Below are 11,995 nucleotides of genomic sequence, written 5' to 3' on the forward strand. Positions count from 1 at the left end.
GTTGTTCTGAGAGAGTACCTTACCATGGTTGGTAGGACAGATAGAGTCCCATCACGGATAAATCTGTCGAGGCTGAGTTTCAGTGGTAATCAGAATTTTTAATTCCGCTACGCAAACCCTGCTCCACTCCCGTTGCATTTCCTGCTGACCTTCTGCAACAAAGTGAGGAGAGTATTTTTCCACCAGACACTGGAGAGCATATCTTCTTTCATTGTCTTCGAGGAGAATTCTGATTTTCCCGAAGACAATGACGCTGCGAAAATGGGTCGTAAAGGTCTTCTCGATGACTTCATCCTGTGCGATAACGCAAAAACTGGCCTTGTCATTCCTGGCGATGGCATCAATCTTATGCCCCGCCCGGGCAAAATGAAAAAACAGCCGGCCATCCATATAGGCATAACTTAACGGGACCGCATACGGATACTCGTCGTCACCTGTCAGTGCCAGGACTCCCGATGTGCAGGTGTTCAATATTGCGATCGTTGCCGCTTCAGATAACAACTGCCTTTTCCTTCTCAAATCTCTGAACATTCGTATACCTGCTCGTGTGTGCAATTATGTTGACTTGATATTGTGTAATCTTCTTTTTGACACGTATGGCCTTAACGACTTCCACAGGCCTACTAAGCTGATCAACAACCAGAAAAATTCAATCAAAAATGCCGATAAATTGAATTCAAAATACAACGAAACAAGAATCAACAATGCGCCAATCAGGTTGAAAAGACTGAACTGTATCGTATTGCTGTGCAATATACCTGTCTGCAACAGAAGATAGGTGATTAAAATGCAAAAAACCCCTATGTTGCCAACAAGATCATACCAGTGATATTCCATTGTTCTCACTTCCATTCTTCAGGCCAGGAGTTGAACTGCGTCACCAACCGGAGAGGGTCGGCTCGAGCGAGGAGTCAGCCATCACCGCCCGAGCATGCCTCGAACCAGCATGTACATCCCAACGACAAGCATCGCGCTGAAAAACCACAGCCTGAACCTGGTGGGCGAAATGCGATCCCGAGTGCGCTGACCGACGTACATTCCCAGAAGCGCCGGCACAACGGCACCGACGGATGTCAACAACGCAGACGGATGGAAGCTGCCTGCCGTGGCCAGGGCGACACCCAGGGCGACGGTCGATACCGTGAATGACAACCCCAGCGCCTGCACCAGTTCGTCCTTCGAAAATCCGAGCGCACTCAAGTACGGCACTGCCGGCACAACGAAAACCCCGGTGGCTCCGGTGACAACGCCGGTGATTACGCCCATCACGGGCGACAGGCGACGTTCAAACCGCGCCGGAACCGCTAACCGGGGAAGAAAGAGCGCCAGCAGTGCATACGCAGCCAGGACACCGCCGAGTGCCATCGACGGCCACCGCGACGATCCCGAGGTCAACAGGCCAATCCCGAAGGCAGTGCCGATGCAGACGCAGATCATCATGGTCAGCAGGCGGCGGATAATCACCCCCCTGGCCGGACCGGCCAGGAACTGCCAGATGTTTGTCAATAGCGAGGGGATGAGGAGCAGGGCGGCAGCCTGTACCGGAGCCATGACCAAACCCAGAGCCCCCATCGCAACGGTCGGAAGTCCCATGCCGGTTACGCCCTTTACCCAGCCGGCAACGGTAAAGACGACCGCGACGAACGCCAATGATTCAATGGAAAGCAATGGTGGCCCCTGTCATGCCTGACGCGCTGCGCACCGGCCCCGTGCTGTTTGCCGGATCCGAGTGCAGCCAGCGGTTACGCTGCTTGTATTTTTATTGTTTCGATTACGGCATGCAGATCGGACAATACCTTCCCTGCACCATGCATTTCAAGATCTGGATTGCTCTGCGCAGCATCATTTCCAGTGCTTGCCAGCCCATCTTTCTGTTCAGTTACATACGGCGACACAGTACGTCTGTTCAAGAGACTTGGCGACGGACAGATACGATTCCCCTCATTTACGGTCGAAACGGACCAGCACCGCCGAGCGCTTCAATTGTTGATTCAAGGTAAATTCGGCCAGCGTGATCTCGCGGGCCTCGGTGTCCCGGCGATCGTCGACGATGACGTTCTTCCAGTCCAGCCGCAGCGATTGCGGCCGGACGACAAGGGTGTCGGCGGGGAAATCCATGATCCGTTTGAGGTGCAAGAGCGTATCGTCCGGCGTTTCCACCGCTTTCCTCGCCTCGTTGATATCCTCGTCGGTGGCGCCCAGCAGCTCCTTGACCTCGCGCACCTTCTCCGCCTGTGCCAGTTCGGACTGACAGAACAATTCGAACACCCTGGGCTTGCCGCAGAGGATCCGGTACATCGAGCCGAGCTGTTGCCGCCGTTCACGCAGCTCGGTCAGGTTGGCCTTGAGGGCGGCGATCCGCTCCAGCGCCACGCCGGCCAGGACCTCCAGGATGCGCTGTTTGAGCAGGATCATGGTCGCCTGCAGGTTTGTGGCCCGAGCGACGATCCGGTGGTTGGTGAAGGTCACGGCCTGCATCGAGACATTGTTCATCACGACATCCCCCTGCCGGGACGACCCGAAAACGGTCTTCTCGGTCCGATCCATCAGCAGCAGGCCGAATATCTCCTCCTCCGCCCCCGGCGGTTCGTGGTTGCTGGCATTGCGCAGCACGATCTCCATCTCATCGGCCGAGCGAAAGACCGCCTTGACCAGCGGATCGTCAAAATAGCTGTTCGGGTGCAGCCGGACCGGCCCCGGTATCACTCGGACCAGCTCGTCGCAGTAGGCGATCGCCGTTGCCACCGCCGGACCCAGTGTGCGGCGGTAGCGATGGGCGAGCCGGATGAGCGGGTCGGCAATCTCTACCACATCCTCGATCGCCTGGCGCAGATCCCGCCGACGCTGCCGCTTCCGGTGCAGATCGTTGACCGCCCCGCGCAGCCAGGTGATGCCGGCATCAAACATGGTATCGCCCTCCGAAATAGATAGTTCTTCGTCCGCCGTGCCGCTCGAGAGGTCGCCCGGAAACAACGGCGGGAGGCCAGCCCCCATCACCGATGCGGATTGGCCTCCCAGTAAACGCCTGAAAACAAGATGCCTGCTGCCCTCTCAATGGACCGCATCATCCCTCAGGCTGCGGTATCTGGTATAGAGATCGTGAATTCCGGTGCGGAGACGACGGATCTCTTCCGAGTCCTTCTTCGCAACCCAACGCGGTTCGCTGATCGAATACACCATGTTCGCCAGTTCATCGATCGAATTCTCGATCGCCTTGCACCACGCGCCGGTACAGATCGTATCGACTTCCCTTGACTCATCGATATCATGGTGAAGGATGTCCAGCGAGTCCTCGAGATTTCTGATGAAATCCCTATGACCCAGATGGAATGCATCGATCATTTCTTTCTGCATTCTCATATTCAACCTCCTGTCATTGTACATTCCGACGAGATGTTGCCATCGCTTGCACCGGCATGATCGCGGCCCCGTCGACCGGGGCGGCGTTGCTCCGACAATATCGGCATCACCCTCTCCAGCCACCGGTTATCACCGCGGCCATGGTGATGGGAACAAGCGACTCTCAGGAAAAACAATAATCACTCATTGTCGGCCGACAATCGCCGACGCCGGGGGAGATGCATCCCAAGTCCGGGTACACGCGCCGATGCCCGCCGATCGTTGATTTTCGGCGGAGCCTGACATATACTCTGCCACAGCATCCCTCCACAATCGAACCTGCCGGCCGCCTTCCGGCCGGAGAGCAACCCACATCCTCCGAGACCATCATGCACAGCGCCGCCAAACCCTACAGCCCCGAGATGCAGCACCTGAAGAACACCCGGACCCTCGTCCTTGACAGCGGCGACCCGGAGGCCAAGCGCGACGAGATCCGCCGCTATTTCCACGCCACCTGGGAACTCGACGAACGGCTGTTCGACACCCTGGCAAGCGACGCGGCCTTCACGCTGCGGGCCGACCCGCTGCGCCACCCGCTGATCTTCTACTACGGCCACACCGCCGCCTTCTACATCAACAAGCTGATCATCGCCGGCATCATCAGCGAGCGGATCAACCCCCGCTTCGAATCGATGTTCGCGGTCGGGGTCGACGAGATGTCGTGGGACGACCTCGACGAGACCCATTACGACTGGCCGAGCGTCGCCGAGGCCCAGGACTTCCGGCGCCAGGTCCGCAACCTGATCGACGCAGTCATCACCGCCCTCCCCCTGGCGCTGCCGATCACCTGGAGCAGCCCGGCCTGGGCCATCCTGATGGGTATCGAGCACGCCCGCATCCACCTCGAGACCTCGTCGGTGCTGATCCGACAGCTGCCGCTGGAACACCTGCAGACACATCCGCTGTGGCCGATCTGCCGGGAGTGGGGCGAGGCCCCGGCCAACGAGCTGCTCCCGGTGCCGGAAGGACCGGTGCGGCTGGGCAAGGACCGCAACCACCCGCTGTACGGCTGGGACAACGAATTCGGGCGGTTCGAGGAGGAGGTGACCGGGTTTGCCGCCTCGCGCAACCTCGTCTCGAACGGCGAATATCTCGCCTTCGTCGATGATCACGGTTATCAGGAACGGCGGTGGTGGACCGAGGAGGGCTGGAACTGGCGGCAGTACCGCCGAGCCGAGCACCCGATCTTCTGGATCAGGGAGGGCGAGCGCTGGTGGTTGCGGACGATGGTGGAAGAAATCGCCATGCCCTGGAACTGGCCGGTCGAGGTCAACTATCTCGAGGCCAAGGCCTTCTGCAACTGGCTGGGCGAGACGACCGGGAGGCAGCTGCGGCTGCCGACCGAGGCCGAATACGCCCGCCTCCGCCAGCTGGCCGGCCTGCCCGACCAGCCGTACTGGGACAAGGCGCCGGGCAACATCAACCTGGAGTGGTATGCCTCGTCATGCCCGGTCGACCGCTTTCAGAGCGCCGGGTTCGGCGACGTGATCGGCAACGTCTGGCAGTGGACCGAGATGCCGATCGCCGGCTTCCCCGGGTTCGAGGTCCACCCCTATTACGACGATTTTTCGACCCCGACCTTTGACGGCCGCCACAACCTGATCAAGGGCGGGTCGTGGATCTCGACCGGCAACCTGGCGACCCGCGACGCGCGCTACGCCTTCCGCCGCCACTTCTTCCAGCATGCCGGCTTCCGCTATGTCGAATCGGCGGCGGCGGTGGCGATCCCCAGCATAACCTACGAGACCGACGACCAGGTGTCGCAGTACTGCGAATTCCATTACGGCGACGACCACTTCGGGGTGCCGCAGTTCGGCAGGGCCATCGTCGACCGGGTCATGGCTCTGTACGGCGACCGCCCCCGCCGTCGCGCCCTCGACCTCGGCTGCGCCACCGGCCGGGCCACCTTCGAGCTGGCGAAATATTTCGATCAGGTGGTCGGCCTCGACTTTTCGGCCCGCTTCATCCGCATCGGCACCCGCCTCAAGGAAGAGGGCCTGGTCCAGTACACCCGGATCGAGGAGGGGGAGATCGTCAGCTACCACGAGAAGCACCTGGAGCAGTTCGGGCTCGAGGCGACACGGGACAAGGTCGAGTTCTTCCAGGCCGACGCCTGCAACCTGCCGGCCCGTTACACCGGCTATGACCTGGTGCTGGCCGCCAATCTCATCGACCGCCTCTACGATCCGGCCAAGTTCCTGGGCGAGATCCCCGCCCGGATCAATCCGGGTGGTCTGCTGGTGCTGCTCTCACCGTACACCTGGCTGTTGGAGTTCACTGACCGGGAGCGCTGGCTCGGCGGCTTCCGCCGCGACGGCGAACCGTTCTCCACCCTCGACGGCCTGAAGGAACTGCTGGCGCCGCAGTTCACGCTGCTCGCGTCCCCTGCCGACATCCCCTTCGTCATCCGCGAGACCCGGCGCAAGTACCAGCACAGTTTCGCCGAGATGACGATCTGGGAGCGCAGGCGGGCATGAAAAAACCCGGCCGGGTCGCGCTGCGGCCCGCCGGGTCCCGGCTTCTCCAGATTGTTACCTGCCGCCTACATCCGGGTGTACAGCTCCATCGTCCGCTCGCGGGTCATGATATCGGCCCAGTCCGGCCCGAGGCAGTTCTGCCACAGCGGCACCAGCCCGAGGGCGGTGGTCACCATCTTCTCCATCGCCGCCTGGTCGAGGCCCTTGGTCAGATTGCGGGGTAGGGAGATATCGTGCCTGGCCATCATCTGCCGGAATTCGGCCACGCCTTCAGGATAGATCTCGTCGAGATAGTCGAAGGCGATGCAGCAGCCGATGCCATGATGGATGCCGAGGACATAGGACAGGCCGTACGACAGGGCATGACAGGCCCCGACCTGGGAGTAGGCGATACTCATGCCGCCGAAGTAGGAGGCCATCATCAGCTTGTCGTCACGGTCGGGATGGTCCTGAAGGAAGACCTGGCGGCACAGGTCGAGCGACTTCTCGCCGTAGGCGCGGCTGAACTCGTTGATGAAGGTGCCCTGCAGCGATTCGACGTCATGGATGTAACAGTCCATGCCGGTATAGAACCACTGCTCCTTCGGCACCCCGGCGATCAGGTCCGGATCGAGGAGGATCTGGTCGTAGAGGGTGAAGTCGGAGTTGATGCCGAGCTTCTTCTCCGGCCCGGTGAGGATCGCGGTGCGCGAGATCTCGGCGCCGGTACCGGCCAGGGTCGGGACCGCGACGTGGTAGACGGCCGGGAACTTGATCAGGTCCCAGCCCTGGTAGTCGGCCGAGGAGCCGGGATTGTTGAGCATCAGCGAGACCGCCTTGGCGATGTCCATCGTGCTGCCGCCGCCGATCCCGACAACGCCGACCGGTTTTTCGAAGTGATAGGTCCGGATCTGTTTGACCAGGGCGTCGATATAGGTGGTCTTCGGTTCGTCATCGACATTGACCCGCAACAGCAGGTCACGGCCCTTGAGCGGGATCCGGCTCTCCAGCGGCTGACCGGTGAAGGCGTCATCGACCACGAAGACGAAATAGGATTCGCTGCTCGTCCGCTTGTGTTTGATGACATCGTCGAGCTGGTTGAAGGCGCCGCGGCCGAAAATTATATTCGGTACTATCCTGAAATTTCTATACATTTTGACTCCAGAGTATATGAATTGTCAATCCCGGGGGAGGATCGACCAGCCGCTCCCGCCACCCGTCATCAGTCCCCACTCTCCGTACCAGATATCAGGCCAAAACTCAAGGGGAGTTTGTTCCCGCGGAAAGCGATACTGACTGATAACACTCCGGATATGCGTTGTTTTTGAACGGTCGTTGACAACTGAAGCGGCTGTCGGCATCATCGTGTCGCCCCAGCTTCCCCTTGACAAGCTCAATGGAACAGCTAGTGTGTCAAAAGTCCGCTATTTCCGATCCCTCCGCAGCCACCAACCAGGAAGCCTGCATGAGCATTCTCGATCAGGACAGCGTGTTCACGTCGCTGCAGCAAAACGGCCCCCTCGCCACCACCGACTCGGTGCAGCTCGATTCCCCGTTCTCGAAAAAGACCAGGGAATGGCTGCTGCAGCTGCGGCACAACCGCCTCAACGTCACCAAATACCGGGCTCTGCGCAGCCAGATCTTCGAGTTTCTCAACGTCAGGGGATTCGAGCAGATCCCCGCCCTGATCAGCACCCCGCGCCTGCGCCGGGAACGCAGCCATCGGGCCTGCACCCTGCTCGGCAACATGTTCGGGGTCGAAGGGACACCACGCGAGATCGAGGCCAGGATTTACGAGTACGCGAGGACCGCCGATGCCGTCATCAACCTGCTGAAGACCAAGATCATGGCCCCCTACGCCTCGCACATCGCCACGACCAACGAGATCGAGGTCACCAACGACCCGGTCAACCTGCTGCTGATCATGTTCGATGACCGCTACCACAAGAAGGCCCGCTTCGAGGCCCGGCGCAAACTGGTGCTGATGAACCTGGCCGGCAGCATCGACCAGCGCGAACGCGAGACCAAGATCGAGGAGAAATTTTCGCTGTTTCTCGAATTCCTCAACGACTACGTGTGGAGCCACCGGCTGAAAATCGGCGAGCTGGAAATCGTCTATCTCCTCTCCCGCCACGCCCCCGACGACTTCAGCTGCACCGATGTAAAGGTCATCGACAGGGAGCAGGCGAAAAAAATCCTGCCCGAACCGCATGTCAAGCTGACGCTGCTCAAACGCCGCCGCTTCATCGCCGGCGACCGGGATATTCCGATCTACGTCTCGATCCGCAAGAAGTCGCCGGAGGCCAAGGTCCTCAAGCTGCTGCGCAAGAACGAGAAGAACCCGGCGGTGGCGGTCGATGACGAGCTCGGCCTGATGGCGGTGCTCGAAACGATCGCCGATATCAAGATGTTCCAGAACCGGCTGGTCCGCAGCGCCTCGAAGGCCGATTCCTTCCTGGTGCTGGAGGATATCTCCGACACCCTGACGAAGGATTCGGCCTACAAGATCACCTGTACCGGCTCGAGCAGCAAGACGCCGATGTTCAAGTTCTTCGCCCGGCTCGGCGGCATGCGGGTCGAGTTCATCATCCACACCAACCGGTCCTGGTTGAACTACATGTACCAGCAGGACGTCTCCCACGACGAATACGAGGTCCGACGGATCTTCGATTCGGGGGTGGCCGAACTGCTCTTCCCGAGCGATATCTTCCATCTCGATCACAGAGCGATCCGTGACGACATGATCAGGCTGTTCCGGCGGCAGATCGAACGTTAAGGCAGGCGGCGACCCGGGGTAAGGCCGCGATCGGCTCAGGCCGGGGAAAGGTACCAGCGGTAGGCGTCGGCCAGGCCTGCCTGCAGCGACAGCCGCGGCTGCCAGCCGAGGGCGGTGATGCGATCGGTGGACAGGAGCTTGCGCGGCGTGCCGTCCGGCTGTTCGGGGTTGAAGACCGTGTCGCCGCCAAAGCCGACCAGGGCGGCGATCAGATCGGCGGTCTCGCGGATGGTGATGTCGTGGCCGGTGCCGACGTTGAGGAACGACGGCGCCGGGGGGGCGAAGACATCCTGGCCGAGCCCCATGACATGAACGCAGGCGGCGGCCATGTCGTCGACATGGAGGAACTCGCGGCGCGGTGTGCCGCTGCCCCACAGCACGACCTGCGGTCGGTCATGGACCAGGCGGGACGAGTCCGGGGCCAGGCCGATGGCGGCGCGGATATCGGCCGGGATCGCCCCGTAGCGCGCCTCGTCGCGACGGATGGCCTCGACCTCGCCCGCGGCCGCCAGTCTCGCCAGATGGTACTTGCGGAGCATCGCCGGGATGACATGGCTGTTGTCGAGATGATAGTTGTCGCCCGGGCCGTAGAGGTTGGTCGGCATGACGGAGCGGAAGCAGGTGCCGTACTGGCGGTTGTAGGCCTCGCACATCTTGATCCCGGCGATCTTGGCGATGGCGTAGGGCTCGTTGGTCGGCTCGAGGATGCCGGTGAGCAGGTCCTCCTCGCGCATCGGCTGGGGCGCGAACTTGGGGTAGATGCAGGAAGAGCCGAGAAAGAGCAGGCGCCTGACCCCGGCCCGCCAGGCCTCATGGATGACATTGGCCTCGATCATCAGGTTGGTGTGGATGAACTCGGCGGGATAGGTGTTGTTGGCGTGGATTCCCCCGACCCGGGCGGCGGCCAGAACCACGTAGTCGATAGCCTCGGTGCGGAAGAATTCCCGCACATCCGCCTGACAGATGAGATCGAGCTCGGCATGGGTCCGGGTAACGATGTGGGCAAACCCCGATCGCTCCAGCCGGCGGATGATCGCCGCCCCGACCATGCCGCGATGGCCGGCGACATAGATCCGCATGGTCGGCGCCAGCATCGCCGTTTCTTTCACCGATTCTTCAGCCATCCAGACTCCTCCCCTGCCGCTGCCGGCACCTGCAGCGCTGTCGTTCACTCGTTATGGTTGAGGACGGTGAAGCCCTCGCGCCGACAGAGGGCATCGCGGTTGGCGTCGTCGAGATCGGCGCGCATCATCTCGGCCACCAGATCGGCAAAACCGGTTGTCGGCACCCAGCCCAGTTTCTCCCTGGCCTTGCTTGGGTCACCGAGCAGGGTCTCGACCTCGGTCGGCCGGAAATAGCGGGGATCGACCCGGACCACGACGCTGCCCGGACGGAGGTCGGCAGCGGCACAGGTCGGCGGCAGGCTGTCGACCACCCCGATCTCCTCGACTCCCTCGCCCTGCCAGCTGAGGGTCAGGCCGAGCTCGGCGGCGGCGGCGTCCACGAACTCACGGACCGAGTGCTGCTCGCCGGTGGCGATGACATAGTCCTCCGGCTCCTGCTGCTGCAGCATCAGCCACTGCATCTCGACGTAATCGCGGGCATGGCCCCAATCCCGCCGGGCGTCGAGATTGCCGAGATAGAGACAGTCCTGAAAACCAAGGAAAATCCGGGCCAGGGCCCGGGTGATCTTGCGGGTGACGAAGGTCTCGCCGCGCAGCGGTGACTCGTGGTTGAAGAGGATGCCGTTGCAGGCATAGATGCCGTAGGCCTCACGGTAGTTGACGACGATCCAGTAGGCGTACATCTTGGCCACCGCGTAGGGGGAGCGGGGATAGAACGGGGTCGTCTCGTTCTGCGGGACCTCCTGCACCTTGCCGAACAGTTCCGAGGTCGAGGCCTGGTAGAAGCGGGTGGTCTGGGTCAGACCGAGGATGCGTATGGCCTCGAGCAGGCGCAGGGTGCCGAGGGCGTCGGAATTCGCCGTGTACTCCGGTTCTTCAAAGGACACGGCGACATGGGACTGGGCGGCGAGATTGTAGATCTCGTCCGGTTTGATCTTCTCGATGATGTGGATCAGGCTCGACGAGTCGGTCAGGTCGCCATGGTGGAGGATGAAGCGGCGCTCCCCCTCGTGCGGGTCCTGGTAGAGATGGTCGATGCGGGCGGTGTTGAACAGCGACGACCGACGCTTGATGCCGTGAACCTGATAGCCTTTGCCGAGCAGGAATTCGGCGAGGTAGGCCCCGTCCTGGCCGGTGATACCGGTGATCAATGCTTTTTTCATTGTATGGCCCTGCCCGCTATGCCGCCCATGAAACTGCGCTGATGCCTCATACGAGGGTCCGGATAAAGGCCTGCAGGCTGTCCCGCATCTCCGGCCGCTCGAGGGAGAAGGCGAGATTGGCCATCTGGAAGCCGGCCTTGTCGCCGCAATCGAAACGGACCCCCTGAAACTTGTAAGCGAAGATCGGCTGGGTATGCAGCAGCTTCGACATCGCGTCGGTGAGCTGGATCTCGCCGCCGGCCCCTTTGTGATGGCCGCCGAGGATGCTGAAGATCTGCGGCGTCAGGATGTAGCGGCCGATAACGGCGATATTTGACGGGGCCTGATCGGCCGGCGGTTTCTCCACCATCCGCCGCACCCGGATGGTGCCGCTGACCGGTTCCTCGGTTTCGAGGATGCCGTATTTCGAGGTCTCCTCTTTCGGCACCTCGATGACCGCCACCATCGAGGCCCGCAAGCGATCGAATTCCTGGACCATCTGATGCAGGACCGGGACATCGCTCTGGATCAGGTCGTCAGCCAGCAGGACGGCGAAGGGCTCATCGCCGACGATATCCCGGGCGCACCAGATGGCATGGCCGAGACCGAGCGGCTCGCTCTGCCGGGTATAGATGATGGTGCCGGAATTCGGCACGATCGACTCGATAACCTGCAGCAACTCCTTCTTATTGCGCTGTTTCAGCGTCTCCTCGAGTTGGAAGGACCGGTCAAAATGATCCTCGAGGGCGCTCTTGCCGCTGCCGGTAACGAAGATGATCTGCTCGATGCCGGAGGCCAGGGCCTCTTCGACCGCATATTGGATCAGCGGTTTGTCGACAACCGGCAGCATCTCTTTGGGCATGGCCTTGGTTGCCGGCAGAAAGCGGGTGCCGAGACCCGCCACCGGGAAGACGGCTTTACGTATTTTCATAGTGTTCACTGGTATTGGTTATGTTCGGGAGTGATCAATCGATCCGCTTGACGATACGACTCCATTATATTGGAAATCCAGGAAAATGTAAACCGCCTATGCCTTAATGCGCCGTTTATCCCGGCCTGTCCGAGCGGGTTGCGGCTGGGTTCCGCACTCCATGCGGC

Annotated in this window: 11 protein-coding genes; 2 read left to right on the top strand and 9 right to left on the bottom strand. The window is 61.1% G+C overall.

The features are described 5' to 3' along the window. Nucleotides 1-51: 51 nt before the first annotated feature. The 5 genes from HNQ81_RS12110 to HNQ81_RS12125 form a co-directional block, all read right to left on the bottom strand. A complete protein-coding gene (locus tag HNQ81_RS12110; protein WP_183351567.1) occupies nucleotides 52-531 on the bottom strand; it encodes a pyridoxamine 5'-phosphate oxidase family protein in 480 nt (159 codons plus the stop codon). Nucleotides 532-555: 24 nt separating this feature from the next. Beyond that, the gene (locus HNQ81_RS18280) at nucleotides 556-852 is read right to left on the bottom strand and encodes a CBU_0592 family membrane protein (RefSeq protein ID WP_420842281.1); all 297 of its coding nucleotides are present in this window, start codon (nucleotides 850-852) and stop codon (nucleotides 556-558) included. Nucleotides 853-918: 66 nt separating this feature from the next. Beyond that, nucleotides 919-1,668, bottom strand: a complete 750-nt coding sequence (locus HNQ81_RS12115) for a sulfite exporter TauE/SafE family protein (protein WP_183351568.1) — start codon at nucleotides 1,666-1,668, stop codon at nucleotides 919-921. Between the two features lie 273 nt (nucleotides 1,669-1,941). Beyond that, nucleotides 1,942-2,907: a hypothetical protein gene (locus HNQ81_RS12120; protein ID WP_183351569.1), complete on the bottom strand. Its 966-nt coding sequence runs from the start codon at nucleotides 2,905-2,907 to the stop codon at nucleotides 1,942-1,944. A 144-nt stretch (nucleotides 2,908-3,051) separates the two neighbouring features. Then, the gene (locus HNQ81_RS12125; protein WP_183351570.1) at nucleotides 3,052-3,360 is read right to left on the bottom strand and encodes a hypothetical protein; all 309 of its coding nucleotides are present in this window, start codon (nucleotides 3,358-3,360) and stop codon (nucleotides 3,052-3,054) included. Nucleotides 3,361-3,728: 368 nt separating this feature from the next. Here HNQ81_RS12125 and ovoA point away from each other — a divergent pair, with 368 nt between their 5' ends. After that, on the top strand, nucleotides 3,729-5,876 hold the full coding sequence (ovoA, locus tag HNQ81_RS12130) for a 5-histidylcysteine sulfoxide synthase (RefSeq protein ID WP_183351571.1): 2,148 nt from the start codon (nucleotides 3,729-3,731) through the stop codon (nucleotides 5,874-5,876). A 65-nt stretch (nucleotides 5,877-5,941) separates the two neighbouring features. On the opposite strand, the gene HNQ81_RS12135 is transcribed toward ovoA, so the two are convergent. After that, a complete protein-coding gene (locus HNQ81_RS12135) occupies nucleotides 5,942-7,009 on the bottom strand; it encodes an iron-containing alcohol dehydrogenase family protein (RefSeq protein ID WP_183351572.1) in 1,068 nt (355 codons plus the stop codon). Nucleotides 7,010-7,320: 311 nt separating this feature from the next. Between HNQ81_RS12135 and HNQ81_RS12140 the strand changes: the two genes are divergently transcribed. Continuing rightward, on the top strand, nucleotides 7,321-8,631 hold the full coding sequence (locus HNQ81_RS12140) for a hypothetical protein (protein ID WP_183351573.1): 1,311 nt from the start codon (nucleotides 7,321-7,323) through the stop codon (nucleotides 8,629-8,631). A gap of 35 nt (nucleotides 8,632-8,666) precedes the next feature. Here the strand turns inward: HNQ81_RS12140 and HNQ81_RS12145 are convergent, their stop codons facing one another. From HNQ81_RS12145 to galU, 3 genes are read right to left on the bottom strand one after another with little or no spacing between them, the layout of a single operon-like run. After that, on the bottom strand, nucleotides 8,667-9,755 hold the full coding sequence (locus HNQ81_RS12145) for a GDP-L-fucose synthase family protein (protein ID WP_275888816.1): 1,089 nt from the start codon (nucleotides 9,753-9,755) through the stop codon (nucleotides 8,667-8,669). Nucleotides 9,756-9,799: 44 nt separating this feature from the next. Continuing rightward, nucleotides 9,800-10,918 (bottom strand): GDP-mannose 4,6-dehydratase, encoded by a 1,119-nt coding sequence (gene gmd, locus HNQ81_RS12150; RefSeq protein WP_183351574.1) that lies wholly within the window; start codon nucleotides 10,916-10,918, stop codon nucleotides 9,800-9,802. Nucleotides 10,919-10,964: 46 nt separating this feature from the next. Then, nucleotides 10,965-11,828, bottom strand: a complete 864-nt coding sequence (galU, locus tag HNQ81_RS12155; protein ID WP_183351575.1) for a UTP--glucose-1-phosphate uridylyltransferase GalU — start codon at nucleotides 11,826-11,828, stop codon at nucleotides 10,965-10,967. Nucleotides 11,829-11,995 lie beyond the last annotated feature (167 nt).

It is taken from the genome of Desulfoprunum benzoelyticum (genome assembly GCF_014201505.1).
In the GTDB taxonomy this organism is placed as follows: Bacteria; Desulfobacterota; Desulfobulbia; order Desulfobulbales; family Desulfocapsaceae; genus Desulfoprunum; species Desulfoprunum benzoelyticum.

Bases quoted from the DNA above. Each gene is read 5' to 3' on its own strand.
- HNQ81_RS12110 (WP_183351567.1), bottom strand. From the start codon at position 531: ATGTTCAGAGATTTGAGAAGGAAAAGGCAGTTGTTATCTGAAGCGGCA.
- HNQ81_RS18280 (WP_420842281.1), bottom strand. From the start codon at position 852: ATGGAAGTGAGAACAATGGAATATCACTGGTATGATCTTGTTGGCAAC.
- HNQ81_RS12120 (WP_183351569.1), bottom strand. From the start codon at position 2,907: ATGTTTGATGCCGGCATCACCTGGCTGCGCGGGGCGGTCAACGATCTG.
- HNQ81_RS12125 (WP_183351570.1), bottom strand. From the start codon at position 3,360: ATGAGAATGCAGAAAGAAATGATCGATGCATTCCATCTGGGTCATAGG.
- ovoA (WP_183351571.1), top strand. From the start codon at position 3,729: ATGCACAGCGCCGCCAAACCCTACAGCCCCGAGATGCAGCACCTGAAG.
- HNQ81_RS12135 (WP_183351572.1), bottom strand. From the start codon at position 7,009: ATGTATAGAAATTTCAGGATAGTACCGAATATAATTTTCGGCCGCGGC.
- HNQ81_RS12140 (WP_183351573.1), top strand. From the start codon at position 7,321: ATGAGCATTCTCGATCAGGACAGCGTGTTCACGTCGCTGCAGCAAAAC.
- HNQ81_RS12145 (WP_275888816.1), bottom strand. From the start codon at position 9,755: ATGGCTGAAGAATCGGTGAAAGAAACGGCGATGCTGGCGCCGACCATG.
- gmd (WP_183351574.1), bottom strand. From the start codon at position 10,918: ATGAAAAAAGCATTGATCACCGGTATCACCGGCCAGGACGGGGCCTAC.
- galU (WP_183351575.1), bottom strand. From the start codon at position 11,828: ATGAAAATACGTAAAGCCGTCTTCCCGGTGGCGGGTCTCGGCACCCGC.